Source organism: Streptomyces sp. AcH 505 (genome assembly GCF_000818175.1).
Classification (GTDB): Bacteria; Actinomycetota; Actinomycetes; order Streptomycetales; family Streptomycetaceae; genus Streptomyces.
Genome location: NZ_JTIY01000001.1, coordinates 5,967,801 through 5,992,712, shown reverse-complemented (window position 1 = coordinate 5,992,712; position 24,912 = coordinate 5,967,801). Strand labels below are relative to the sequence as shown.

At 71.6% G+C, this 24,912-nt stretch carries 26 protein-coding genes; 1 reads left to right on the top strand and 25 read right to left on the bottom strand.

What is annotated here, in order from left to right:
• Positions 1-640 (top strand): hemerythrin domain-containing protein (locus HY68_RS26740; protein WP_198533347.1); only part of this gene is annotated, 640 nt, incomplete at its 5' end.
• A 13-nt stretch (positions 641-653) separates the two neighbouring features.
• Here HY68_RS26740 and HY68_RS26735 read toward each other — a convergent pair.
• The 25 genes from HY68_RS26735 to HY68_RS26620 form a co-directional block, all read right to left on the bottom strand.
• Positions 654-1,505 carry a sulfurtransferase gene (locus HY68_RS26735; protein ID WP_041993375.1) on the bottom strand — a complete coding sequence of 284 codons (852 nt, stop codon included), beginning with the start codon at positions 1,503-1,505 and terminating at the stop codon, positions 654-656.
• Positions 1,498-2,550 carry an LLM class flavin-dependent oxidoreductase gene (locus HY68_RS26730; RefSeq protein WP_041993371.1) on the bottom strand — a complete coding sequence of 351 codons (1,053 nt, stop codon included), beginning with the start codon at positions 2,548-2,550 and terminating at the stop codon, positions 1,498-1,500. The genes HY68_RS26735 and HY68_RS26730 overlap by 8 nt, the downstream gene beginning before the upstream one ends.
• Positions 2,541-4,247: an ABC transporter ATP-binding protein gene (locus tag HY68_RS26725; protein ID WP_041997253.1), complete on the bottom strand. Its 1,707-nt coding sequence runs from the start codon at positions 4,245-4,247 to the stop codon at positions 2,541-2,543. The genes HY68_RS26730 and HY68_RS26725 overlap by 10 nt, the downstream gene beginning before the upstream one ends.
• A gap of 2 nt (positions 4,248-4,249) precedes the next feature.
• On the bottom strand, positions 4,250-5,155 hold the full coding sequence (locus HY68_RS26720; protein ID WP_041993368.1) for an ABC transporter permease: 906 nt from the start codon (positions 5,153-5,155) through the stop codon (positions 4,250-4,252).
• Complete coding sequence (locus HY68_RS26715; RefSeq protein ID WP_041993365.1) at positions 5,152-6,111, bottom strand: ABC transporter permease; 960 nt, start codon at positions 6,109-6,111, stop codon at positions 5,152-5,154. Before HY68_RS26715 ends, HY68_RS26720 begins: the two co-directional genes overlap by 4 nt.
• A 14-nt stretch (positions 6,112-6,125) precedes the next feature.
• On the bottom strand, positions 6,126-7,730 hold the full coding sequence (locus HY68_RS26710; protein WP_041993362.1) for an ABC transporter substrate-binding protein: 1,605 nt from the start codon (positions 7,728-7,730) through the stop codon (positions 6,126-6,128).
• Between the two features lie 109 nt (positions 7,731-7,839).
• Complete coding sequence (locus HY68_RS26705; protein ID WP_041993360.1) at positions 7,840-8,754, bottom strand: LLM class flavin-dependent oxidoreductase; 915 nt, start codon at positions 8,752-8,754, stop codon at positions 7,840-7,842.
• A gap of 96 nt (positions 8,755-8,850) precedes the next feature.
• Entirely contained in the window at positions 8,851-9,873 is a 1,023-nt protein-coding gene (locus tag HY68_RS26700; protein ID WP_041993358.1) for a methyltransferase, read from the bottom strand.
• A 156-nt stretch (positions 9,874-10,029) separates the two neighbouring features.
• Positions 10,030-10,536, bottom strand: a complete 507-nt coding sequence (locus HY68_RS26695) for a nuclear transport factor 2 family protein (RefSeq protein WP_041993355.1) — start codon at positions 10,534-10,536, stop codon at positions 10,030-10,032.
• A 41-nt stretch (positions 10,537-10,577) separates the two neighbouring features.
• The gene (locus HY68_RS26690; RefSeq protein WP_041993351.1) at positions 10,578-10,790 is read right to left on the bottom strand and encodes an acyl-CoA carboxylase epsilon subunit; all 213 of its coding nucleotides are present in this window, start codon (positions 10,788-10,790) and stop codon (positions 10,578-10,580) included.
• Positions 10,791-10,812: 22 nt separating this feature from the next.
• A complete protein-coding gene (locus tag HY68_RS26685; RefSeq protein ID WP_041993348.1) occupies positions 10,813-12,384 on the bottom strand; it encodes an acyl-CoA carboxylase subunit beta in 1,572 nt (523 codons plus the stop codon).
• A gap of 37 nt (positions 12,385-12,421) precedes the next feature.
• Positions 12,422-13,339, bottom strand: a complete 918-nt coding sequence (locus tag HY68_RS26680) for an alpha/beta fold hydrolase (RefSeq protein WP_041993345.1) — start codon at positions 13,337-13,339, stop codon at positions 12,422-12,424.
• On the bottom strand, positions 13,336-14,379 hold the full coding sequence (locus HY68_RS26675; RefSeq protein WP_041993343.1) for a carbohydrate kinase family protein: 1,044 nt from the start codon (positions 14,377-14,379) through the stop codon (positions 13,336-13,338). Before HY68_RS26675 ends, HY68_RS26680 begins: the two co-directional genes overlap by 4 nt.
• Positions 14,379-15,932 carry an FAD-dependent monooxygenase gene (locus tag HY68_RS26670; RefSeq protein ID WP_041993340.1) on the bottom strand — a complete coding sequence of 518 codons (1,554 nt, stop codon included), beginning with the start codon at positions 15,930-15,932 and terminating at the stop codon, positions 14,379-14,381. The genes HY68_RS26675 and HY68_RS26670 overlap by 1 nt, the downstream gene beginning before the upstream one ends.
• A gap of 5 nt (positions 15,933-15,937) precedes the next feature.
• A complete protein-coding gene (locus HY68_RS26665; RefSeq protein ID WP_041993338.1) occupies positions 15,938-16,618 on the bottom strand; it encodes an antibiotic biosynthesis monooxygenase family protein in 681 nt (226 codons plus the stop codon).
• Positions 16,619-16,712: 94 nt separating this feature from the next.
• Positions 16,713-18,218 carry an FAD-dependent monooxygenase gene (locus HY68_RS26660; protein ID WP_041993335.1) on the bottom strand — a complete coding sequence of 502 codons (1,506 nt, stop codon included), beginning with the start codon at positions 18,216-18,218 and terminating at the stop codon, positions 16,713-16,715.
• Between the two features lies 1 nt (position 18,219).
• Positions 18,220-19,167: an aromatase/cyclase gene (locus HY68_RS26655; protein WP_041993330.1), complete on the bottom strand. Its 948-nt coding sequence runs from the start codon at positions 19,165-19,167 to the stop codon at positions 18,220-18,222.
• A gap of 56 nt (positions 19,168-19,223) precedes the next feature.
• Positions 19,224-20,021, bottom strand: a complete 798-nt coding sequence (gene fabG / locus HY68_RS26650) for a 3-oxoacyl-ACP reductase FabG (RefSeq protein ID WP_041993328.1) — start codon at positions 20,019-20,021, stop codon at positions 19,224-19,226.
• A 10-nt stretch (positions 20,022-20,031) separates the two neighbouring features.
• Positions 20,032-20,301, bottom strand: coding sequence for an acyl carrier protein (locus tag HY68_RS26645; RefSeq protein WP_041993325.1), 270 nt, complete (start codon positions 20,299-20,301; stop codon positions 20,032-20,034).
• A gap of 39 nt (positions 20,302-20,340) precedes the next feature.
• Complete coding sequence (locus HY68_RS26640) at positions 20,341-21,579, bottom strand: ketosynthase chain-length factor (RefSeq protein WP_041993322.1); 1,239 nt, start codon at positions 21,577-21,579, stop codon at positions 20,341-20,343.
• Positions 21,576-22,847, bottom strand: coding sequence for a beta-ketoacyl-[acyl-carrier-protein] synthase family protein (locus tag HY68_RS26635; RefSeq protein ID WP_041993320.1), 1,272 nt, complete (start codon positions 22,845-22,847; stop codon positions 21,576-21,578). The genes HY68_RS26640 and HY68_RS26635 overlap by 4 nt, the downstream gene beginning before the upstream one ends.
• The gene (locus tag HY68_RS26630; RefSeq protein ID WP_041993317.1) at positions 22,844-23,173 is read right to left on the bottom strand and encodes a TcmI family type II polyketide cyclase; all 330 of its coding nucleotides are present in this window, start codon (positions 23,171-23,173) and stop codon (positions 22,844-22,846) included. The genes HY68_RS26635 and HY68_RS26630 overlap by 4 nt, the downstream gene beginning before the upstream one ends.
• Before the next feature lie 239 nt (positions 23,174-23,412).
• Complete coding sequence (locus tag HY68_RS42250) at positions 23,413-23,550, bottom strand: hypothetical protein (protein WP_198533346.1); 138 nt, start codon at positions 23,548-23,550, stop codon at positions 23,413-23,415.
• Positions 23,523-23,999 carry a hypothetical protein gene (locus HY68_RS44105; protein ID WP_198533345.1) on the bottom strand — a complete coding sequence of 159 codons (477 nt, stop codon included), beginning with the start codon at positions 23,997-23,999 and terminating at the stop codon, positions 23,523-23,525. Before HY68_RS44105 ends, HY68_RS42250 begins: the two co-directional genes overlap by 28 nt.
• Positions 24,000-24,080: 81 nt before the next feature.
• Positions 24,081-24,912, bottom strand: an 832-nt coding sequence (locus tag HY68_RS26620; protein ID WP_041993312.1) for an endo-beta-N-acetylglucosaminidase H, incomplete at its 5' end; no start/stop codon positions are given.

Sequence of the window (24,912 nt, the reverse complement as noted above, 5' to 3'; positions counted from 1 at the left end):
CCTCACCTCTGACCGGGGCCGGGCGGGTGGTTCCGGGGACCGGCTGTCGGTGCGAGCCACACCGGACCCCGGCGTGCGCCGGTCGACGGAGCGGCTGTGGGACGAGTCGACCCGGCCCACAGGCCCGGCCGCCGACCCCGGCCGGCGCTATCCGCGCCGCGAACAGGAGCCGGCCCGCAATCTGGTCGCCGCACACGACCAGTTGCGCGCCGATCTCGACCAACTCGGTTCCGTCGTACGGGAGGTGCTGGCCGACACGCGCGACGTGGGCGAGGCGCGCTCCGAGATCCAGAAGCTGAGCCTGCGGCAGAACATCTGGACGCTCGGCGCCTACTGCGCCTCGTACTGCAGGGTGACGACGCTGCACCACACCCGCGAGGACCAGGATCTCTTCCCGTATCTGCGCCGCTCCGATCCCCGGCTCGCCGCGGTGCTCGACCGGCTCACCGAGGAACATCACGCCATACAGGGTGTGATCGAGCGGATCGACCGCGAACTGGTCGCCTTCGCCGGCGAGGAGCAGGACCGTGCCGGACTGCGGGCCGCCATGGACCTCCTCACGGACACCCTCCTGTCGCATCTCGCGTACGAGGAGAGTGAACTGATCGAGCCCATGGCGCGGTTCGGCACCGGCTGGTGAACCGCCGTCCCCGCTACCCGGGTTCCTGTCCCGTCGCCACCGGACGGGACAGGTCCGCCGACCAGGCGGACCAGGAGCCCGGGTAGAGGGCCGCGCCGGTGATCCCGGCGCGTTCCAGGGCCAGCAGGTCATGGCAGGCGGTGACCCCGCTGCCGCAGTAGACGATGACCTCCGCCCCCTCCCGCACGCCCAACGCCTCGTAGCGCTCGCGTAGTTGCTCCGGTGTGGCGAACGTCCCCTCCGGCGTGATGTTCGCGCTCCAGGGCGCGCTGCGGGCCCCGGGCACATGGCCGGAGCGGATGTCCGACGGCAGGACGGTCTCGCCCGAATACCGGTCGGCCGCGCGGGCGTCGAGGACGACGGCGTCGCCCGCTGCGACCTCGTCCGCGGTCCGCAGCACCTCTTTGGGCCACTCCACCGGGGTCAGCCGCGCCTCGGGGAGCGTCACCCCACCGGTCTCGGTCGCGCCCGGCCAGGCCGCAAGTCCGCCGTCCAGCAGGGCGGCGGCCCTTCCGGTCCTGCGCAGCAGCCACACCAGCCGGGCGGCGTACGGGCCGCCGTCGGCGTCGTACGCCACCACCGTCGTACCGTCGCCGATGCCGAGCGCGCCGAGCGCATGCGCGAAGCCGGCCGGGTCGGGCAGCGGATGGCGTCCCTCGGTCTCGTCGGGCGGCGCCGACAGGACGGTGTCGACGTCGACCCAGACCGCGCCGGGCAGATGCCCGGCGAGATAGGCCTCGTAGCCGCTGCGGCCGTCCAGGAACCAGCGCACATCGGCCAGTACGAGGCCTTCGCCGTGCTCGCGCACCCAGCCGGCGTCGACCACCGGAGGGAGGGTCGACTGGTTGATCGCGTCGTCAGGCACCGGCCGCCACCGTTCCTGAGCCGAGTCCCTTGACCTGGGGCAGCACTTCGGACGCGGTCAGTTCGCTGGCCGCCTGCACCTCGGCGTACGGGATGCCGCCGACGTCGATGGCGAGCAGATGCAGATCGTGGCCCCACAGCTCGTGCAGCCGGCCCAGCTTGTCGACGACCTCGGCGGGACTTCCGCAGATGGCGGGCCCGTTGTCGCCGATGTAGGTGTCGAAGTCCGGCGGGGTCGAGAAGTGGGTGTTGCCGGGCTTCTTCACGGTCAGATAGTTGTTCATGTACGAGGCCCAGACCGAGCGGGCCCGCTGGGACGACTCGGCGACGAAGACATGGCTGGCCGCGCCGAGCCGGCCGGGCGGGTCGGTACGGCCGCTCTCGCTCCACAGGGTGCGGTAGGACTCGAAGACCGGTGCGAACGTGCCCGGTTCGCGTGCCGTCGTGCCCACGACGAGCGGCAGCCCGTGGTCGACGGCGAGGTGGACGGAGTCCAGGCCGACGCCGCCGCTGATCCAGAACGGCGGCCGGGGCTGCAACGGCCTCGGCTGGACGGTGACATCGGTCAGCGCGGGCCGGAACTCGCCCTGCCAGCTGACGCGTTCCTCGGTCCACAGCCGCAGCAGCAGCTCGGTGTTCTCGCGCTTGCGGGCCGCCTTCGACTCCGGGGCCTGGTCGAAGACCGCGTACGGCTCAGGGAAGAAGGAACCCCCCGCCATCAGTTCAAGCCGGCCGCCGGACAGCAGGTCGACCAGCGCGTAGTCCTCTGCGACCAGGATCGGATCGCGGTTGGCGACGAGCGTGGTCCCGGTGGCGAGCCTGATCGTGGAGGTGTGTTCCGCTATCGCGGCCAGCACCAGCGCGGGTGAGGAGATCACGTCCCGCTCGCCGAAGTGGTGTTCACCGACGGTGTACCAGGCGAATCCCGCCTGCTCCGCCTCGGCGGCGGCGCGCACCACGTCCCGCAGTCGCTGCTGCTGGGTGAGGGTCTCACCGGTGAGCGGGTCGGGGAGAAGGCTGCCGAAAGTGATGAGCCCTAGCTCCATGGGGTGTCCTCCGTTGCGCTGTGGTTGCTTCGGTCGCCGGGCACGGCGGCCAGCAGTTCTTTGGTGTAGGGGTGGCTCGGCGAGCGCAGCAGCTCGTCCGCGGGGCCGCTCTCCACGATCCGGCCGTCGCGCATGACGGCGATCCGGTCGCTGACCTGGGCGACGACGGCCAGGTCGTGGGAGATGAAGAGATAGCTCAGACCGTGTCGCTCCTGGAGGCCGACGAGCAGTTCCAGGATGCGGGCCTGGACGGTGACGTCGAGTGCGGAGACCGGCTCGTCGCAGACGAGGAGTTCGGGTCCGAGGGCGAGCGCGCGGGCGATGGCGACCCGCTGGCGCTGGCCGCCGGAGAGTTCGGCGGCCTTGCGGCGCTCGGTGCCTTCCGGCAGGGCCACGTCGTCCAGCAGCCGCCGTACGGTGCCGGCCCACTCGTCCTTCGTGCCGATCTTGTGGTTGCGCAGCGGCTCGGTGAGCAGTTCCCCGACGGTGAAGCGCGGGTTCAGCGAGGCGTAGGGGTTCTGGTAGACGAACTGGATACGGCGGTGCAGTGCGCGGCGGGCCGCTCCCCGGACGGTGGTGACGTCGGCGCCGTCCAGCAGGACCGTGCCGCTGTCGGCCCGCTCCAGGCCGAGGATCATGCGCGCGGTGGTCGACTTGCCGGAGCCCGACTCGCCGACGAGGCCCAGGGTTTCGCCTCTGTCCAGTTCGAAGTCGACACCGTCGACCGCGGTACGGGAGCGGCGGCGGGCCAGTGCGGCGCCCCGTACGGGGAAGGCCCGGGTCAGCCCGGTCACCCGCAGGAGCGGTACCGCCGTGCTTGCCGGCTCGGTGCCCGCGGTGGTGCGGGAGCGGTGCGAAGTGCGGCCCGCGATGGTGGGCGCGTCGGCCAGCAGCCTTCGGGTGTAGGGGTGTTGGGGATCGGTGAGCACCTGCTCCGCGGGGCCGGCCTCGACCACCCGGGCCTGTGACATCACCACCACGTGCTGGGCGCGGTCGGCGACCACCGCCAGGTCGTGGGTGACCAGGAGCATCGCGGTTCCGGTGGTGGTCACGACCGACTGGAGGTGGTCGAGGATCTGCCGCTGCACCGTGACGTCGAGTGCCGAGGTGGGCTCGTCGGCCACCAGCAGGCGCGGACTCGCCGCGGTGGCGACGGCGATGAGGACCCGCTGGCGCATCCCCCCGGACAGCTCGTGCGGGTACTGGCGGGCCCGCTGCGCCGGATCGGGCAGCCCGGCCTCCGCGAGCAGGTCGACGGCGCGCGCATGGGCGTCCCTGCGGGTCGCCAGACCGTGCACCAGAAGCACCTCGGCGACCTGGCTGCCGACCGGTTTGACGGGGTCGAGGGAGACACCGGGGTCCTGCGGGACCAGTCCGACGCGACGCCCTCGTACCTCGCGCCAGGCCCGCTCGCCGAGCCCGGTCAGTTCCTCGCCCTGGAGGCGTACGGAGCCGCCGAGGACCCGACCGCCGGCGGGCAGCAGACCGATCAGCGCGTGGGCCGTACTGCTCTTGCCCGAGCCCGACTCGCCCACCACGGCGGTGATGTGTCCTGCCGCCGCCGTCAGGTCGAGTCCGTCGACGGCGATATGGGTGCCGCCCTCGGTGCGGTAGCCGATCCGCAGTCCCTCGACGGCCAGCAGTGGGGTGTCGGCGGTAGTGGCCGGGGCCGCTGTGCGGGGAGCCGGATTCGTCACGTTCACCGGTTTCTCCCTTCGGTTTCCAGCACCCGCGAGAGCCGGTTGGCCGCGAGGACGACCACGGTCACGGTGAGACTGGGCAGGGTGGTGAGCCACCAGGAGGTGGCCAGGTAGTTGCGTCCGTCGGCGACCAGGGACCCCCACTCGGGGGCCGGCGGCGGCTCCCCGTACCCGAGGAAACTGAGGCTGGAGATGGCGAGGACGACCAGGCCGAAATCGAGCGCCGCCAGGGCCAGTACGGGTCCGATCGCGGCCGGCAGGATGTAGCGGGGCAGGATGCGCCACCACCGGGTGCCGCAGAGGATCGCCGCTTCGACGTACGGCGCTGTCCGCACCCGCAGCACCTCGGCCCGCATGACGCGGGCGAAGGCGGCGACGCTGGTGACACCGATCGCGACGGCGACCTGTGCGGTGCCGAAGCCGAGCGCGGTGATGATGGTGAGCGACAGCAGCACCGGTGGCACCGACAGCATGACCTCGACGATCCGCATGATGACGGTGTCCGTCCAGTGCCCGAAGAAGCCGGCGACAAGGCCGAGCACGACGCCGCCCACCAGGGCGATCAGGATGGCCGCGACGGTGGCGCGCAGCGACAGGGCGGCGCCGTGCACCACCCGTGCGTAGATGTCGCGGCCCAACTGGTCGGTGCCGAAGAAGTGTTCGGCGCTCGGTGACCGGAACCGCTCGGCGGGGACGCCGGTGAGGGGACTGCGGCTGGTAAACCACTCGGGGACGAGGGCCCAGCCGAGTACGAGCAGCAGCACCAGGACGGAGAGGGTGACGCCGGGGGAACGCAGCGGCGCGGTCAGGATCCGCCGGACCCGGGCGGGCTCCTCGGCGCCGTGCCGCTCGGCCGGGACCGGCGCGGGTCCGGCGGTGACGGGGGTCTTCGTCAGGTTCGTCATGTGGTCACCAGCCGTCCCGTTGAGCGGATCCTCGGATCGAGGACCGGATAGACCAGGTCGATCAGCAGATTGACCACCGCGAAGGCGAGGGCCGCCACGACCACGACGCCCTGCACGACGGGCAGATCCTGCGACGACACGGCCGACTGGGTGATGCGGCCCATGCCGGGACGCGAGAACACCGTCTCCACCACGACGGCGCCGCCGATCAGGTAGCCGACGAGCAGACCGACCACGGTCACGGCGGGGATGGCCGCGTTGCGCAGCCCGTGCCCGAAGAGCAGCCGGGCCCTGCCCGCCCCGGTGGCCCGTACGGTGTCGGCGTACGGCTCCTGGAGAGTGGTGTGGAGGCTCTTGCCGAGTACCTGTGCCACCAGCGCGGCCCCCGGGACGGCCAGGGTGAAGGCGGGCAGGATCATGCTCTGCACGCCGGTGTTGCCGAGTGAGGGGAAGAGATGCCATTGGAAGGACAGCAGTTGGATCAGGATGAGTCCCACCCAGAACGACGGCAGCGACACCGCGAACGACGGTATGGAACGCAGCAGTTGACGCAGGGCGGGGCTCGCGGTCAGGTTGGCGGTCACCCCGGTGAGGGTGCCGAGCACCAGCGCGAGTACCAGGGCGAGGCTGCCGACCTGGAGCGTCGGCGGGATCGCTTCGGTGATCATGTGGGAGACCGGCTGCCCGCTCTGGAGGGACGAGCCGAAGTCGCCGTGCAGCGCGTCGGCGAGCGCCGAGCCGTACTGGACGATCAGCGGGCGGTCGAAGCCGAGGTCCGCGCGCGTCTGGGCGATCTGCTGGGGCGTCAGGCCGGCGAAACCGCCGCGTCCGCTCAGCATCAGCGCCACCGGGTCGCCGGGCAGCAGACGCAGCGCGACGAAGGTGAGCGTGAACGCGGCCCAGACGACGAACAACGCGCGCAGCGTCCGGGTGACCGCGTACAGGGCCGTGTTCACTGTCGGACCCTCCCTCAGCCGAGCCAGGCGTCGTGCAGGTCGAAGCGGTTGGAGGCGTCGAGTTTCAGCCCCTTGACCTTGTCGGACACGCCGTGGACGTTGGCGCCCTGGTACAGCGGGACGGTGTCGGCGTGGTCGAGGATCCAGCCGACGGCGTTGTTGACCGCGGTCTGCCGGGCGGCTTCGCTCGTCGCCGCGACCTCCTGCTCCAGATAGGTGTCGAGCTTGCTGGGCGGCAGATGCCAGAGGTTGTCGCCCTTGGTGTAGAAGATGTTGCGCAGGACGTCCGGGTCGGCGCGGGTGACCCCGACGGCCGTGAGGTCGAACTGGCCCTTCTGCTGCTGTTCGACGTAGACGGCCGGTGCGACGGGCTTGAGCTTCACATCGACGCCGATCTTGCGGAGCTGCTGCTGGACGGCCTCGTCGACGGGCGGCAGGGGCGCGGGTATCAGCCAGGTGAGCGCCAGCGGCTTGCCGTCCTTGACCCGGATGCCGTCCTTGCCCACCCGCCAACCCGCGCTGTCCAGGAGGGACTTGGCGCCCGCCGCGTCGTAGCGCAGCTTGTCGGAGAAGTCCTTGTAGTACGGAGTGCCCGAGGACAGCGCGCTGGTGGCCGGCTTGTAGGAGCTGCTGAAGACGGAGTCCACGAGCCCCTTCCTGTCGATGCCCTTGAGCAGCGCCTCACGGACCTTGAAGTCGGCGAGGATCCCCTTGTGGTTGAGGGAGAGCGGCGGTACGAGCCCGGGGCTCGGCGCCGACAGGATGCTGAAGCCGTTGCCCTTGAACTGGGCCTCGTCCGTGGGCAGGAGAGCCTTGGCGACCCCGACCTGTCCCGAGCTGAGCGCGCCGGTGCGGGCCCCGCCCTCGGGGATGAAGGAGAACTTCACCTCGTCGAAGTGCGCCGCGCCCTTGTTCGTGGCGATGGACGAGGGCCAGGCGTAGTCCTTGCGCTTCTTCAGGACCACTTCCTGGTTGGTGGTGTAGTGGTCCAGGACGTAGGGGCCCGAGCCGACGAACTTGCCGCGGCAGCGGTCGGCGGCCGAAGCGGTGAAGGTCGACGGCGACAGAATGCCCAGGCCGACGGTGGAAGTGGCCTGGAGGAACTGGGCATTGGCCGTAGCGAACTTCACGGTGACGCGGTGCGCGTCGGTCACGGTGGTGCCCTTGTAGCCGATCAGATAGCTGGGGGCGCCGTTGGCCGGCAGCTTGACCAGGTTGTCGAACGTGGCCTTCACCGCAGCCCCGTCGACGGGCTTGCCGTCACTGAAGGTGGCGCCTTCGCGCAGTACGAAGGTGAACGCGCTGCCGTCGGCGCTGATGGTGAAGGACTTGGCCAGCCAGGGCACGATCTTGCCGGTCTTCGGATCCTGCGAGGTGAGCCCGTCGACCACGGCCCTGGAGATGTCCACGGCGCCGAGCTGCCCGGTCTGCTGCGGGTCGAGGCAGCTCGGGTCCGCCTCGCTGCCCACCAGCAGGGTGCCACCGTCACGCGGTGCGCCGTCACTCTTGCCGCCGGAGCCGGTCCCCTCGCCCGAACAGGCCGCGACGGGCAGAACGACCGCGAGCAGTGCGATCGCGAGACGGAGCCGTGGACGCGAGCCGGTGGTTCTTGTGGACATCTGAGGACCTCTCCGAAAGGTGCTGTGGTGCGGACGTGCGGGGGGTGGCGAGTGAAGGGGGGTGGCAAGTGAAGGGGCGGCAGGTGAAGGGCGGCAGGTGAAGGGGGTGTCAGCCCTTGGCGACGGCCTCGCGGACGGCGGGCACGATCTCCTCGGCCCAGCGACCGAGGCCGACCTGGCCCGAGGGGTCGCCCGAGGCGAAGTACACGAATCCCGATGCGCCGTGGTCCAGTACGGCCTCGGTCAGCTCGGTGATCCACTGGTCGACGGATCCGCCCAGCCAGCGGCCTGACGCATCGCGCGGGACGTTGACGGGGGCGTCGGTGATGCGTGCGGGCAGATTGAAGACGGTGGTGACGTCGGCGGGGTCGCGTCCCGCGGAACGGGCGGCCTCGTCGATCACCGGGCGCGACTGCCGGTAGCGCTCGCTGTGCCAGTCGGCGGCGTTGCCCGGTATCCAGCCGTCGGCCGAACGTCCGGTGACGGCGAGGGACTTGGGCCCCACCGAGCCCGTCCAGACGAGCGGCGCCGGAACCGGCGCCGGGTCCAGTGCGAGCACCTGTGTGAACTCGCCGTCCAGGGTGACGGGTCGTACGCCGCCGGACAGCGCCTTGACCAGACCGATGGCCTCCTCCAGGGCGCGTACGGCGGCGGCCGGGTCGAGCCGGGTGGCGCCGAAGCGCGCGATGTCGTCCCAGTACCCGCCGGCGCCGAGGCCGAGGACGACCCGGCCGCCGCTGAGCGCCGACAGTGTCGACAGGGTGCGGGCCAGCAGGGGCACCGGGCGGGTCGGCAGATTGGTGACGGTGGTGACACCAGTGATGTTCCTGGTCCTGCCGAGGAGCAGCCCGAGGGCGCCGTAGGCCTCCAGCCGGTCGCCGTAGTAGGGGTGGTCGGACAGGGCGAAGAAGTCGAGTCCCGCACGGTCGGCGTACTCGACCCTGCGGACGACCTCCGGCGCTTCGGCGAGGGCGACCCCCGGGCCGATTCCGAACCACAGCTTGCGTGCGAGCCGTTCTGGCATGGCTGGTGCCTACTCTTTCCTTGTACTGATTGCGGGGAGAGCGCGCCCGGCGCCGGACATGACGGGGCACCGGCGGGTCCGGCGCCGGGCGGGATGTCAGGCGCGTACGGCCTCGACGACACTGCAGTGGCCGCCGGGCACGATGCGCGACAGTTTGAGGCCGGAGTCGGCCAGCAGGGACTCGAACTCGGCGGCGGTGCGTTGCTGTCCGCCGGCCACCACCAGCATGTCCAGGTCCATCAGGGAGACCGTGGGCGAGGGGCGCGGCCGGTCCGGCAGCACCGCCTCCACCAGCAGGACATGCCCGCCGTCGGTGAGCGCGTCCCGCGCGTTGCCGAGGATGCGCCGCGACTGCTCGTCGTCCCAGTCGTGGATGATGTTGGACAGGATCACCGCGTCGGCTCCTGTCGGTACGGACACGAAGAAGTCGCCGGGGACCAGCTCGGCACGGTCGTCCACACCGGCGTCGCGCAGCGGCTGTCCCGCGCTCGCGATGACCTCCGGCCGGTCGTAGAGGACACCGCGGGTGCCGGGCGCCGAGGCCAGTACGGCGGCCAGCAGTGCGCCGCGTCCGCCGCCCGCGTCCACCACGGTGCCGAACCGGCCGAAGTCGTAGGCGGCGACGACGGGGGCGATGATCTGCTGGGACGCCTCGGTCATGGCGCGGTCGAAGACGCCGAGCACATCGGGGTGGTCGTGCAGATAGTCCCAGACGGGCTTGCCGAGCACCTCGGCGAACGCGGTGTTCCCGGTCCGTACGGCGTCGGTGAGGCCCGCCCAGGCGTGCCGTTCGGCGGGCAGCCCGGTCCAGATCGCGAAGTTGCGCAGACTGGTCGGGGAGTCGGCGCGCAGGGTGCCGCCGAGCTCGGTCAACTCGAATACGTGGCCGTCGTGTTCGGTGAAGAGACCGATGTCGGCGCCGGCCCGCAGCAGTCGGTAGAGGCTGGGGGCGTGGGTGTCGGTCGCCGCCGCGATCTCGGAGACCGGTCGGGGTCCTTCGGCCAGGACGTCGGCGACGCCGAGTTCGGCGGTCGCGCTGACCGCCTGGGCGAGCCAGCCGGCGGTGATGATCTGCAGAACCTGGGCGGGCAGGGGCAGTTCGTTGGTGCCTGGGGGCATGACGGGGCTTCCTCCTTGGTACCGGGGGTGGCCGGTGGGTTCGGACCGGGACGCACCGACAGGCCCAGATGAAGTGTGTTCCGGGTGACTGGGCGGTTCAAGGCGCGCCGGTGTCAGGTCTTTGTGCGCTACGTCAGATCTCTGCAGGTTCCGAGGTCAGTGGCCCGGAGCGCCCTGCGGACCCTGTCCTTCGTGCCATACCAGCTCGAAGACGAACCGGTTGATCCGCCAGCCCTCGGGGGTGCGGACGGCGTCGGCCTCGTAGTGCCCGCCGATGGTGAAGTGGGTGCCGGGTTCGGCTGCCCGGCGTACGTGTACGGCGGTCAGATGGGCCCGGATCCTGGCGCGGTCGCCTTCGACATCGACGGTGTAGTTGGAGGCGGTGTGATGGGTGCGTTCGAAGGTGGTGCGGGCCAGCTTCTGGAACTCGGCGAGTCCGGCCGTTCCCTTGTACTCCCCCATGGGGAAGGTGAGATGGACGTCGTCGGTGAAGACCGAACCGAACCAGTCGTCGCGGTGCCGGTCCCGGTCGAGGTGGGTGACGTAACGGTCGGCGAGGGCGGTGAGTTCGGCCCGGTCGGTGAGGTCGCGCAGCTGGGCCCGCAGCGCGGCGACGGTCTCTTCGGTGCTTTCGGTGCTTTCGGTGCTGGTGACGGCACTCATGCCGGTACTGCCTTTCGGTGGGTGTGGTGTGCCTGCGGTGGTCAGCTCCTGGGGGCGGCGGCGGCCCGCCAGCTGCGCGGGCCGTCGAACATGGCGGCGCGCTCCGGTCTGCGCCAGCCGGCCAGCGAGCGCCGGCGTACCGGGCCGCTGTCCGGTGCCGCGGCGGTGAGCCGGGTGAGGAGGGCGGCGGTGAGCGCCGCGAGTTCTTCCGGACGGGGGTTGCCGCGCTGTACGCGCAGGATGTGCTGGTCCATGACGGTCACCTCGAGGGAGTGGTCACTGGGGCGGGTTGCCGTGCTTGCGGCGTGGCAGGTCGGAGTCCTTGGCCAGCAGCATCGCCACGGTGCGGGCCAGGACGGGGCGGGTCTCGCGGGGGTCGATGACGTCGTCCACGAGTCCGCGCTCGGCCGCGTAGAAGGGGTGGACGAGTTCGGCGCGGTATTCGTCGATCTTCTGGCGCCTGGTGTGCTCCGGGTCGTCGGCCGCGGCGATCTCCCGGCGGAAGACGACGTTGGCCGCGCCTTCGGCGCCCATCACGGCGATCTCGTTGCCGGGCCAGGCCAGCGCGATGTCGGCGCCGATGGACCGGGAGTCCATGACGATGTAGGCGCCGCCGTAGGCCTTGCGGAGCACCACCGAGATCCGGGGCACGGTCGCGTTGCAGTACGCGTACAGCAGTTTCGCGCCGTGCCGGATGATGCCGTCGTGCTCCTGGTCGACGCCGGGCAGAAAGCCCGGTACGTCGACCAGGGTGATCAGCGGGATGTTGAACGCGTCGCAGAACTGGACGAATCTGGCGCCCTTCTCGCTGGCCCTGATGTCGAGGACCCCGGCGAGCGCGGCGGGCTGGTTGGCGACGACACCGACGACATGTCCGTCGAGCCGGGCGAGTGCGCAGACCAGGTTGGGTGCCCAGCCGGCGTGCACCTCCATGTAGTCCCCGTCGTCGACGAGTTCCTCGATCACGGGGCGTACGTCGTAGGCGCGGCTGCCGTCGGCCGGCACCAGTTCGGTCAGCGCGGGCGAGGTCCGGTCGGCGGGGTCGTCGGCCGGTTCGTACGGCGGCATCTCCCGGTTGTTGGCGGGCAGCAGGGTGAGCAGATGGCGCACCTCGGCGATGCAGGTCTCCTCGTCGTCGTACGCGAAGTGCGCGACGCCGGAGGCCTGCGCGTGCACGTCGGCGCCGCCGAGGCCGTTCTGGGTGATCTCCTCGCCCGTGACGGCCTGGACGACATCGGGTCCCGTGATGAACATCTGCGAGGTGTCGCGGACCATGAACACGAAGTCCGTCAACGCCGGGCTGTAGGCCGCGCCGCCCGCGCACGGGCCGAGCATCACGCTGATCTGCGGGATCACCCCGGAGGCTCGGGTGTTGCGCCGGAAGATGCCGCCGTACCCGGCCAGCGCGGAGACTCCTTCCTGGATACGGGCGCCCGCGCCGTCGTTCAGCGACACCAGCGGGGCACCCGCCGAGATGGCCATGTCCATGATCTTGTGGATCTTCGCCGCGTGCGCCTCGCCGAGCGCGCCGCCGAAGATCCGGAAGTCGTGCGCGTACACGAAGACCGTCCGGCCCTCGACCCTGCCCCAGCCGGTGATCACACCGTCCGTGTACGGCTTCTTCGCCTCCAGACCGAAGCCCGTCGCCCGGTGTCTGCGGAAAGCCTCCACCTCGGTGAAGCTGCCCTTGTCCAGGAGGAGTTCGACGCGTTCGCGTACGGTCAGCTTCCCCTTGGCATGCTGCCGTTCCGTCGCGGCGGCGCCGGGTCCTTCGTACGCCTCCTTCCTGCGCGCCGCCAGATCGGCGAGCGGTCCTGGGACATCGGGGCTGGGCTGAGCGGTCGCCATGGCGGTCCGTCCTTCGGGTGGGCTCAGTCGGGTCGGCTCATTCGGGGTCGGACCGGCCGGGGTCGGATCCGCCGAGGCCTGACAGGCCGGGCAGGCAGCCGCCCAGGAAGTCCAGCGCCCGCAGGTGGTAGGTGCGGGCCGCCAGTCCGAGGCTGATGTTGTGTCCGGAGCCGGGTTGTCGTTCCGTACGGACCCGGGGTGCGCCGGTCAGCGCCGCCGCGAGATCGGCGAGGTCGTCGTCGCCGTGCAGCCAGGACCGTTCGTGTTCGGCGAAGGTGAAGCGGACCGGGACCCGCACCCGGGACGCCAGCGTCCCGAACTGCTCGGGCCAGCGGGCGACTTCGGCGCTCTCCCGTACCGGGATCGGCGCCGCGGGTACCCGGCCGTGGCGGAAGGTGCCCGCCGGGTAGAGCCGGAGCGGACCCCAGAGCCGGGTCGTTCTCAGCCGGCCGCCGCCGAAGGGGAGTTGTTCCGGCAGCAGGGCGCTGCGATGTCCGCAGCCCGAGATGTCGAGACCCCGCAGGTCGCAGAGTCCGCCGGCGGCGAGGTGCAGGGCGAGCTTGCCGCCGAAGGAGTGGGCCAGCAGCAGGAGTCCGCCGCCGGTCGGATGACGCGCGGCGAACGCCACCAGCGCGGCACGCACCATGGCGGCCTGGTCGGTGAGGGACAGTCCGTCGGGCAGATGCGCGGCGGAGCGCCCGTAGCCGGGGCGGTCCAGTGCGAGGACGGTGTACCCGCGGCTCGCCCCGAGTGTCAGCAGCGAGAGGGAGGGGTGGGCCTGCCCGTCGAAGTAGCCCGAGGTGAGGCCGCCGCCGTGCAGGGCGACGATCACGGCGCGCGGTGTGGTGGCGGGTTCGGCGAGCAGCGCCGAGAGGGGCGCTTCGGCGCCGTTGAGGGTGATGCGGCGTACGCCCGACGACAGCGCGGGAGTGACGGCCCGCCGGGTGGGGTTCATCCGGCGCCCCCTGTCGTCGCCCGCTCGATCCCGGCGCCGAGCGGTCCTGCCAACTCCGCCGCAGCGGGCTCGCCGTGAGCGCGTTTGACGCGCAGCAGCAGCTCGTCGGCGTTCAGTTGGTAGTCCTGCGTGCCGACCGTCTCCAGTACGACGGTGGCGACGGCGCAGCCCAGCCGCGCGGCGGCGGCGGCCGGCAGCGACCAGGAGAGCCCGGCGAGGAACCCCGCGCGGAAGGCGTCGCCCACGCCGGTGGGTTCGGCCGGCACGTCGGTGGGCACGGCCGGGACCCGCAGGGGCGCTTCCCCGGCCCGCAGCAGGTCGACCCCGTCGGCGCCCCGGGTGACGACCCAGGTGTCGACGTGCGCGAGCACCTGCTCGTCGGTCCAGCCGGTGCGTTCGCGCAGCAGGCCCGCCTCGTACGCGTTGGTGAAGAGGTGACGCGCCCCGTCGACCAGCCGGCGGGTGGCGCCCCGGTCGAGCCGGGCGAGTTGCTGCGAGGGGTCGGCGGCGAAGGGAAGGCCTGCGGCGCGCGCCTCGGTGGTGTGCCGGAGCATCGCCTCAGGATCGTCCGGTGCGATCAGCACCAGCTCCGGCCGGCCGGTGCCGGCCACGGTCCTGGTCAGTGAGATGTGCCGCGCCTCGGCCATCGCCCCGGCGTAGAACGTGGCGATCTGGTTGTGGTCGGCGTCGGTCGTGCACACGAAGCGGGCCGTGTGCAGAGTGTCGCTGACCCGTACGGGTGTGACGTCCACGCCCTGTCCGGCCAGCCAGGCGCCGTAGTCGGCGAAGTCGGCGCCGGCGGACCCGGCCAGCACGGGAGCGAGTCCGAGCCGGGCGAGGCCGAGGGCGATGTTGGCGCCCACTCCGCCGCGCCGGATCTCCAGGGTGTCGGCGAGGAACGACAGCGAGACGCTCTCCAGTTGACCGGTGAGCAGCTGCTCGGCGAACCGGCCGGGGTAGGTCATCAGATGGTCGGTGGCGATGGACCCGGTGACCAGCACCCGGTGGCCGCGTGTGGTGCGGCTCGTGGGATGTGCCATCACACGTCCTTCGTCTTCGGGACCGCCGGGGCGGGCGGCCCGAACCAGTGGTGCAGGGCGGCGGTCAGACCCGCGCCGCCCGGGGCCGTCGACACCCAGCCGGCGTGGCCGTCGGGGCGTATCAACAGGGCGCTCAGCCCGCGAAGTTCGTCGTCCTGGTCGTCGAGTGGCTTGGGGGCCGCCGTGGTGACGGTCACCCGGTCGGCCCAGGGCGCCGCCGCGGCCCGTACCGCAGCGTCGTCGGCGAGGTCGAGCAGGACACCGCGCGCGGGACGCAGCAACTGGGTGGTGCTGGTCTCGCCGCCCGGCCCGACGAGGACGCGGTGCGCGACGCGCCTGCCGGCCAGCGGGTGGTCGGCGCCGAGGTCGTAGCGGATGTCCAACCCGCTGACGACACCGGCGAGATGCCGTTTGACGGTGTCGTACGCGATGAGTTCGGCGAACAGGGCACGCAGCGGGTCGGACTCCCGGCCGCCGAGGAAGACCGTTCCCTGGGCGCGGGTGTTCACCAGCAGCCGGGCGCCGACCGGGTGGCGCTCGTCGTGGTAGGTGTCCAGCAGGGCTTCGGGCGCGGTGCCCCGGCTGACGGCGGCGAGTTTCCAGCCGAGGTTGCCGGCGTCCAGGATGCCGGTGCTCATCCCCTGGCCGCCGGCCGGCAGATGGACGTGGGCGGCGTCCCCCGCCAGCAGGACGCGCCCGCGCCGGTACGCGGCCGCCTGACGGGTCGCGTCCGTGAACGAACTCACCCACTGGGTAGCGGCGTCGGCGATGTCCTCGCCGGTGAGCCGCAGCCACGCCGCCGCCACCTCGGCGAAGGTCACCGGCGCCGCGTCCTCGCGCGGCGGGGCGCCGTCCGGGCAGACGATGATGCGGTCCACCCCGTCGCCGAGCGGCGCCGCCATCACCATGCCGTGCTCCAGGCGTTCGCCGAGCGGCCGGGGGCGCAGCGAGCGGCCCACCACGTCGGCGAGGTACATCACACGGGACGCCGGTGTGCCGGGGAAGGCGATCCCGGCCGCCGTGCGTACGGGGCTGTGCCCGCCGTCGGCGCCCACGAGATAGCCGGCGCGCAGCCGTCGGGGGCCTTCGGGGGTTCGTACGGTGATGTCCACCGCCGTGTCGTCCGGGCCTGCTCCCTCGTGCAGTTGGGTGAACTCCCAGCCGCGGTGGATCTCGGCTCCGAGGCCGGCCGCCCAGGTCTCCAGGACGGACTCGGTCAGCGACTGCGGTATGCCACGGGCGCCGAAGTGGGCGCCGGGCAGCACGGTGTAGTCGAACCGCACGCCGCCGAAGTGGCCCACGGGGCTGATGTCGAGGGTGTCGCCCTGCCCGAAGCGGGGCAGCAGGCCCCGCTGGTCGAACGCCTCCATGGCGCGGGCCGTGAAGCCCAGGCCACGGGACTGTCCCGTGGGTGCGGCCAGCCGCTCCACGACGGTCACGCGCGCCCCGCCCAGGCGCAGTTCACCGGCGAGTGTCAGCCCGGTCGGTCCGGCGCCGACGACGATGACGTCCGTGTCGTCGGCGTCCTGCGCGGTCGCTGCCTCGGGTGCCATGCCGGTCAGCCCTTCGCCGACCGGGAGTGGGTCACCCGGTAGGTGTTGGCCTGGCGGTTGGTGACGAGCGAGCGGGCCCGCTGCCTGCCGTCGCGGATGTCGGCGGGCCTGTCCTCCTCGGGCAGGGTGTGGAAGGCGTCGTACAGCTCCTTGCTGTCCCACTGGGCGTAGTTGACGACGAAGCTGCCGTCCACACCACGGAAGTAGGTGTGCGACCGGTAGCCGGGCACCGTGGTGATCCACTCGTCCGGCTTGGCGAGTGTGTCCAGCAGTTCCCGCTGGTCCTCGGGTTTCGTGTCGAACACGATCAGTACGGTGTAGTCGTCGCGCTCCGGCGAGATCTCGATGTCCCCGCCGAGTTCGGGGTGGTGCTGGGTGAAGGCGAGCTCGGTCTTCAACAGCCGCACGGTCCGGGCGAGTTTGTGGAACAGCGGCACGGTCTTGCGCTGGAACTTCTGTCCTTCGTAGCGCGCCTGGAGATCGGCGGCGCTGCGCCACTGGATGTAGTTGACCGTGCCCGGCTCGTCGACGCCCGCGTGCAGGGTCGAGGAGATCCAGCCGGGGTAGTCGGCGTGGTCGATGATGTCGCGCATCGCGTCGAGCACGTCGTCCTGGAGGGGCACCGTGTCCGTCTCGAAGAGGTTGAACACGGTCAGATATCCGTCGTCGGGCGAGATCAAGGGCATGGCGGGGGTTCCTTCCGGGTGCGGTCTGCGGGGGGGTACGGGGTACGCGCGGCCGGGCTGCGCGGGACGGGCGGGCCCGGCGGGCGCGAGACGGTCAGGCGGGGCCGAACCACCGGTCGAGTGCCGCCGGCAGCCCCTCCCCTCGCGGTGTGCCGGACGGGCCTGCCCATACGACGTGGCCGTCGGGCCGTACGAGCGTCCAGCCGGCGCGGTCCGGCGCGGAGACCGTCCCGGAGGCCGTTCCGGAGGCCGTTCCGGAGTCCGGGGCGGCGGGCGTGGCGAAGGGGACGGCACGGCCGCCGAGGACGGCCCCGAGGTCCGGGGCGCCCGCCGGGCCGAGCAGCAGCCCCCGGCCCGCGCGCAGCGCCTGCGTACTGCTGGACCAGCCCGCCGCCGAAGCGGCCAGCGGTGTGTGCGGCAGCCGGGCGCCGACGAGCGGGTGGGCGGGGCCGCCGACGTCGTACCGGATGTCGAGTCCGCTGATCGTGGCGGCGAGGTGGGTGCGCACCTCTTCGCCGCCGATCAGCTCGGTGATCAGGGCGCGTACCGGCTCCACCTCGGGCCCGCCGAGCAGCAGCAGCGCCTGGGCCTCGATGGCCGCGAGCACCCGCAGGCCGACGGTGTGCCGCTCGGTGTGGTAGCTGTCGAGCAGGTCGGGATGGGCGCGCCCCGTGGCCTCGGCGGCCAGTTTCCAGCCGAGGTTGAAGGCGTCCTGGAGGCCGAGGTTGAGCGCCTGCCCGCCGATGGGCATCTGCCGGTGGGCCGCGTCCCCCGCGAACAGCACGCGCCCGTGCCGGTATCGCGCGAGCTGGCGCGCAGCGTCGCCGAACGCGTTCACCCACAGCGGGATGCCGCCGCTGATGTCCTCGCCGGTGACCCGCTTCCACGCCTGTGTGATCTCGCCGAACGTGGGCGGGCCGGTACGGCTCACTGCCGGCGCGCCGTGCTCGTGCACCATGACCCGGGTCACCCCGTCCGCCCGCCGCGCCGCGATGGCCAGCCCGTCGGGGAGCCGCTGGAACCGCCGGTCGGGCACCTCGATGCCCGCGACGTCGGCGCGCAGCAGTTCGCGGCGCGCGTCGTGGCCGGGGAAGTCGGCTCCCAACAGGCCGCGTACGGCGCTGTCTTCGCCGTCACAGGCGACGAGATGGCTGCCGCGTACCAGGACGGGGCCGCTGTCGCCGACGGCTTCGGCTTCGACGTACGCGCCCGTGTCGGTGACCGCGCGGACCTCGTGGCCGCGCCGGATGTCGGCGCCGAGCCCCGTGGCCCACTCCCCCAGCAGCCGTTCGGTGTCGAACTGCGGGACCTTCCACTGGCCCGGACGGCTGCCGGGCAGTGTCAGGTCCAGCGGAATGCCGGCGAAGTGTCCGCGCAGGTCGTTCGGCGGGGCGGGTAAGGCGGCCGTCAGTCCCCGGCTGTCGAGGATTTCCATGGTGCGGGCGTGCAGGGTCGAGGCCCGCGACTCGGTGGTGGGCGCCGTGCGCCGTTCCAGTACGACGACGTCCGCGCCGCCGAGGCGCAGCTCCCCGGCGAGCAGCAGCCCGACGGGGCCCGCGCCCACGACGATGACCTGGGTGTCCAGGCGGTCACCCGGCATGTCAGCCCCGCTCGCCCGTGCGGCCTTCGGCGTACGCCTTGGCGTGGCCGAGGGTGGCGAGGCTGTTGGTGGACAGGGCGGTGTGCACGTAGCTCCGCGCGTCGTCCGCGGTGGCCTCGGGGCCGAGGACGGCGGAGATGTTGTCGGTGTTGAGGGTGACGGTGTGCTGGGAGGAGGCGACGGTGCCGTCCCCGGTCTCCTCGAAGGTCCAGATCCCGGTGTGCAGCGTCAGCAGCGCGGGCAGGGTGACCTGCTTGTAGGCGATGCGGTGGTGCGGGAAGGTCACGCGGTACGACTTGGTGGTGTGCGTGGAGCCGTCCTTGGCCCGGGTGTCCATCTCCAGTGTCTGAAGGCCCGGGGTGTCCTCGGTGAGGCGTACGGACGCGACGTGCGGCAGCCGCTCGGCCCACAGGTCGGCCTCGTTGACGAAGTCGAAGAGGTCCTTGGCCGCGCCGTCCACGGTGACGCTGTCGGTGAAGGAGAACGTCAGGTCCTCGGCCGCGTGGGCGGCTTCGACGTTGGTGCGCAGCGCGGCGAGCTCCGAGCGGCTGTTGCGGTCGACCGCCTCGTCGATCCAGACGAGCCCCTGCGGGTCGTCGTCCACGGCGCGGTAGTCGTGCAACAGCCGTACCCGTGACTTCTGTTCGCCGAGCTGTTCGATGATCCAGACGCCGCCCATCGCGGCGACCGGCGGGGCACTGATCTCCTGCCGGAAGGTGATGCGCAGGGCGTCCGGGTCCAGCGTGCGGCGCGAGGTCCAGTTCTTCGCCTCTTCGCCTGCGGTGGCCCAGATGCGGATGCGCTCCTCGGCGCCGTTGTGCTCGACCTGGTCGACATGGATGGTGGGCGGGAAGATCCGGGGCCAGTTCACCACTTCCGCCAGGAGACGGTAGACGGCCGATGCCGGCGCGCCGACGGTGATCTCGTGCTCGACCTCACGGGTCGTCATGGTCGCTGCTCCTCAAGGAGTCCGGTGACGGGGGGATGGCAACGGCGGTACACGGCTCAGAAGTTGCCGAGTCCGCCGCAGACGTTGAGGGCCTGGGCCGTGATGGAGGCCGCGGTGTCGGAGGCGAGGTAGCCGACCAGTCCCGCGACCTCGTCGGGGGTGGAGTACCGGCCGAGCGGGATCTTCGCCTGGAACTTCTCCAGGATCGCGTCCTCCGTGGTGTCCCAGGCGGCGGCGTACCCCTGCCGCACGCGCTGCGCCATCGGCGTCTCCACGTATCCGGGGCAGACGGCGTTGACGGTGATGCCGGTGGGGGCGAGTTCGTTGCCGAGGGCCTTGGTGAAGCCGACCACGCCGTGCTTGGAAGCGGAGTACGGGGCGCCCAGCACCACGCCCTGCTTGCCCGCCGTGGAGGCGATGTTGATGATGCGGCCCCGGTCCTTGTGGCGCAGCCCGCCGGCGGTGAGGACTTCGCGGGTCAGCCGGAACACACTGGTGAGGTTGGTCTCGATGACGTCCTCCCACAGCTCGTCCGGGATGTCGGCGGTGACGCCGCCGCCCGAGCGGCCCGCGTTGTTGACGAGGACGTCGATCGCGCCGAACCGGTCGACGGCGGCCCGCACGAACTCCCGTACCGCCGCCGCGTCCCGGACGTCGACGACCGCGCCCGCCACGTCGAGCCCTTCGGCGGTGAGTTCCTTGACGGTGGCCTCGACGTTCTCCGCGTCGCGGGCGCCGATGAACACGCGGTGCCCCTGGGTGCCGAGCAGCCGGGCGACGGCCAGCCCGATGCCGCTGGTGGCGCCGGTGACCAGGGCGACGCGGCCGGTGCCGGTCGTGGTGGTGTCGGACATGGTGGTCCTCTCAGGCGATACGGGGGGCGGTCAGCAGGTCGTTGACGACGCCGATGAGGGCGCGCGGTGTCAGGGCGTTGGTCAGTACGTCGTCGTCGAGGGCGATGCCGTACGTGCGCTCGATGCGCCCGCCGGTCTCCAGCAGGGCCAGCGACTCGTAGCCGAGTGCCTCGAACTCCGTGTCCAGGAAGTCGCCTTCGAAGTCGACGCCCTCCTCGGCGCCGGCGGCCTCCAGGAGGATCTGCTTGAGGTCGGCGGGGGTGAAAAGCTCGGCAGACAAAGGAAAGGTCCTTCCGGTGGGTGATCGGTCCCGGCGCGCTCAGCGGCCGGGGTGGGGCGTCGCGGGGGCGCGCAGGACGACGGCGGAGTTGAAGCCGCCGTGGCCACGGGCCAGCACCAGTGCGGTGCGCAGTTCGGTGTGGCGCGGGCGGTCCACCACGAGGTCGAGGTCGTAGTCGGGTGAGAGGCGGACGTTCACCGCCGCCGGAACGACGCCGTCGCGCAGGGCGAGCAGCGCGGTCGCCAGGTCGAGGGGTGCGGCGCCCGAGTAGAGCCGTCCGGTCATCGTCTTGGGCGCGCTGACCGGAACGCCGTGCGGTCCGAAGACCTCGACGAGCGCGTCGGCCTCGACGCGGTCCAGGTCCAGGTCGGCGGCCGCGTCGGCGAAGACCACGTCGATGTCCGCCGGGTCGGCCGAGGCGTCGGCGAGGGCCAGTTCGACGGCCTTGCGCAGGGCGGGCGGCCGGCCGCTGCCGGGCTTCGGGTCGAAGGTGGCGCCGTATCCGGCGATCTCCCCGTAGCTGTGCGCGCCGCGTTCCCCGGCCGCTTCGGCGTCCTCCAGGATCAGGATCGCGCCGCCCTCGCCCGGTACGAATCCGGCGGCGTCGCGGTCGAAGGGCAGGTAGGCGCGGGCGGGTTCCTCGCTGGTGCTGAGGCGGCCGCTGGCCAGCTGTGCGACCCAGCCCCAGGGGCACAGGGAGGCGTCCACGCCGCCCGAGACGACCAGCCGGGTGCCCTTGCGGATCTGCCGGCGGGCCTGGGCGACGGCGTCGAGCCCGCCTGCCTGGTCGCTGACGACGACCCCGCTGGGTCCCTTCATGCCGTTGCGGATGGATATCTGGCCGCTGTTGACGGCGTAGAACCAGGCGAACGACTGGTAGGCGGAGACGTACTGGCTGCCCTGGCCCCACAGTTTGCGCAGTTCGTTCTGGCCGAACTCGAAACCGCCCGAGGCGCTGGCCGTGACCACGCCCATGTCGAACCCCGCCAGCTCGTCCGGGCTGACGCCCGCGTCGGCGAGCGCCCAGTCGGCGGCGGCGAGCGCGATCCTGGTCATCCGGTCGGTCTGCGGGATGAGCCGGCTCGGCAGATGCTCCTCGGCGGCGAACCCCGGTATCTCGCCCGCCAGTTTGGCCGGGTAGCCCGACGGGTCGAAGCGGGTGAGGCGGCCGATGCCGCTCTTGCCCCCGCGGGTGGCTTCCCAATGGTCCCGCGCGCCGAGGCCGTTCGGCGACGCGACGCCAAGTCCGGTGACCACGACCGATGTTCCCTTGCTCACGCCAGCTTCCTTTCCGGGCCTGCCAGCACCATCGCGCTCTGGAATCCGCCGAACCCACTGCCTACGGTGAGCACCACGTCGATCAACTGGTCGCGTGCGTGCAGCGGCACGTAGTCGAGGTCGCACTCGGGGTCGGGCGTGTGGAGGTTGGCCGTCGGGGGCACCACGTCGTACTCCATGGCCAGGACCGAGGCGGCGATCTCGATGGATCCGATGGCGCCCAGTGAGTGGCCCACCATGGACTTGATCGAGCTGACCGGCGTCCGGTAGGCGTGGTCGCCGAGGCTCCTCTTGAACGCGGCGGTCTCGTGGCGGTCGTTCTGCTTGGTGCCCGAGCCGTGCGCGTTGATGTAGTCGACGGCCTCGCCGGGCAGCCGCGCCTCGTCGAGGGCGACCCGGATCGCCTCGGCCATCTCGGCGCCGTCCGGGCGCAGTCCGGTCATGTGGTAGGCGTTGGAGCGGGTCGCGTAGCCGGCGATCTCCGCGTAGATGTGCGCGCCGCGTCTGCGGGCGCTGTCCAGTTCCTCCAGCACGAACACCGCGGCGCCCTCGCCGAGGACGAATCCGTTGCGCGTCCCGTCGAAGGGGCGTGACGCGTGGGCCGGGTCGTCGTGGCGTGGTGTGGTGGCCTTGATCGCGTCGAAGCAGGCCATGGTGATCGGCGAGATCGGCGCGTCCGAGGAGCCCGCGACCATGACGTCGGCCGAGCCCTCGCGGATCAGCTCGGCGGCGTACCCGACGGAGTCGATCCCGGACGTGCAGCCGGTGGAGACCACGGTGCTGGGGCCTTCGGCGCCGACCGCCCAGGCCACCTCGGCGGCGAAGGAGCTGGGGACGAGATGGTTGTAGAGGTGCGGCGCCGCGTACCGGTGGTCGACCAGGTCGAGCCGGCCGCCGTCGCTGACGACGCGGTACTCCTCGTCGAGCCCCATCGTGGCGCCGACGGCGCTGCCGACGGTGACCCCGGTGCGGTACGGGTCGAGGTCGGCGAACTCGATGCCGCTGTCCGCGACGGCGCCGCGCGCGGCGACCACGGCGAACTGCGCTGCCCGGTCCATCCGGCGGATCTCCTGCGGGGCCAGGCCGTGTGCGTAGGGGTCGAAGTCGATCTCGGCTGCGACGCGTGAGCGGAACGGCGTGGGGTCGAAGAAGGTGATGCCGCGGGTCGCCGTGCGTCCTTCGCTCAGCAGGTCCCAGAAGTTCTTGGCACCGACACCGCCGGGGGCGAGGACCTCCAGGCCGGTGATGACGACGCGTCTGGCGCTCACGCCGACGCCTCCCAGGAGTAGAAGCGGGTCGCCATCGCGTCGGCGGGTGAGCGCCAGGTCGCGGGGTCGTACGCCTCGATGAACGGCTTCAGGTCGTTGCTGATGCCGATGAACCGGGGGTCGGACTTGGCTGCCTCGATCAGCTCGCCGCCGTTGTCCTCGTCGAAGTCCTGGAGGTGGAAGTACAGCCCCCGGTAGGAGAAGAGCTGGCGGCGCCGCGTCCCCATCCGGTGCGGCATCTCCGTCGCGTCGAAGTCGGCGAACAGCCGGGCCACATCCGTGCTCGCGCCCGGCTCCAGCCTGGCGACAATCAAGGTGCTGTGCATGCGTACTCACTCCTTGTTCGTGTAATGTCCATGACATACGAGCGCAACATGTCGCCCCCGGATGTCAGCAAGTGATCGCGCCGGCCAACGACATCAAGGCTCATCGGTTCCGGTGCGGCGATCAATACGAGCCGGTTCAGGGCTTCGTCAGGCTTTTCCGGGGACCACACGGCAATGTCAGACCCGCGCCGGACAATGACAAAAACACGCAGGAATGTGACAGGACCCGACCGATTGCGTCAGACGACCTGCGCGAGGATCGGGAAGACGAACAGCAGGCCGAGCAAGATGCCGACGGCGGTCGCCGAGCTCCGCACGGCCAGGGCGGTGCCGAGGCTGAGCAGGCCGATCAGTACGAGGTGGAGGACGGACCCCACGGCGGCCCGCAGGGGGCGGTGAGCAGCGCGGCCGGTAGGACGGAGCCGCTGCGGCCGAGCCGGTACTGGGCGACGAGTTGGGCGGCGAGACCGGCCAGCGTCAGGGAGCCGAAGATCAGGAAGGAACCGGCGCTCGCCGCCGTGACGGTGATCCCCGCGGTCAAGGGCCGCAGGAAGGCCAGTGGCAGCCCGTAGGGCAGGCACAACAGGCCGACCACCATGGCGAATTGGACTCCGGTGGCGCTGCCGTGCGCGCCGCTCCCGGTGGCGGCTTCGGCGAACATCCGGGGAATCGACCCGTGGGCGGCGGCGAACTCGGTGAGTGATGCCAGGACGGCGAGCAGCACGAGCAGCGACCCGGCCACGGCGTTCGTGCGGGGACGGTCCGCCACCCGGCGTAGCGTGCTGCTCCAGGTGTCCCGCATCCAGGTGTCACGCCAAGCCGTCACGCTGTCCACGACGGCCCGTATGGCAGTGGGTGCGGAGCGCCGGGGGGACAGCGCCGCCGACGCCGGGGGCGGGCCGTCGTCCTACGGCGTGTAGACGGCGTCGCTGCCGTACAACTCCCTGGTGAACGCGGAGACATCGGCGCTGCGATCGGCGCCGTCCAGGTTGTACGTCAGGAAGACGCCGTACCCCTCGCTGACGGTACGGCGGGCGAGGTCGGCGACCGTGCTCTGCGAGGTCCCGCCGATCTGGACGGCCGCCGGCGAGAGCTGCGACTTGGGCAGTCCGATGCCGGGGACCTGCCAGCTGCCGTAGTACGGGTTCCAGGCGTAGCTGAACTTGGACGACACGTCGACGCCGCCGGAGGAGAGCCGCGAGGCGGCCGGGCCGATGTTGTAGAGGCTGATGATCTTGTCCGGCATGTTCGCGCGGAGCGCCGTCACGAGATTCACGAACGAGCTGTCGTTGGGCTGACCGGTGCCGTTGTTGCCGTAGTCGGCGTACTCGTCGTCGAAGTCGATACCGTCGAGGCCGTACTGGGCGACGGCGTCCGACAGTTGATTCGCGAAGGCCGACGCCGCCTGCTGGGACGGGAAGTTGGCGAAGCCGGCGCCCTGGTGGTTGCCGAGCACCGACAGGACGACCTTGATGCCCTTCTGCTGCAACGGCCGTATCTCCGTCGCGGCGTTGTCGAGGACGCGCTGCACGTTCTCGTTGAAGGAGAGGTAGGCCGCCTGCGTGCCCGTGTCGTAGTTGATGTTCGCCGCGAAGATCACGGCGACGTCGAAGACGTTGCCGCCGCCGTCCGCGAGGCTGTACTTGCCGACGTTGACCATGCTGTTGTTGTTCACCTCGACGTACGCCACCGAGGTCGGCCCCTGCTTCGCGGCGGCCGACGCGGGTGCGGGGGCGGGG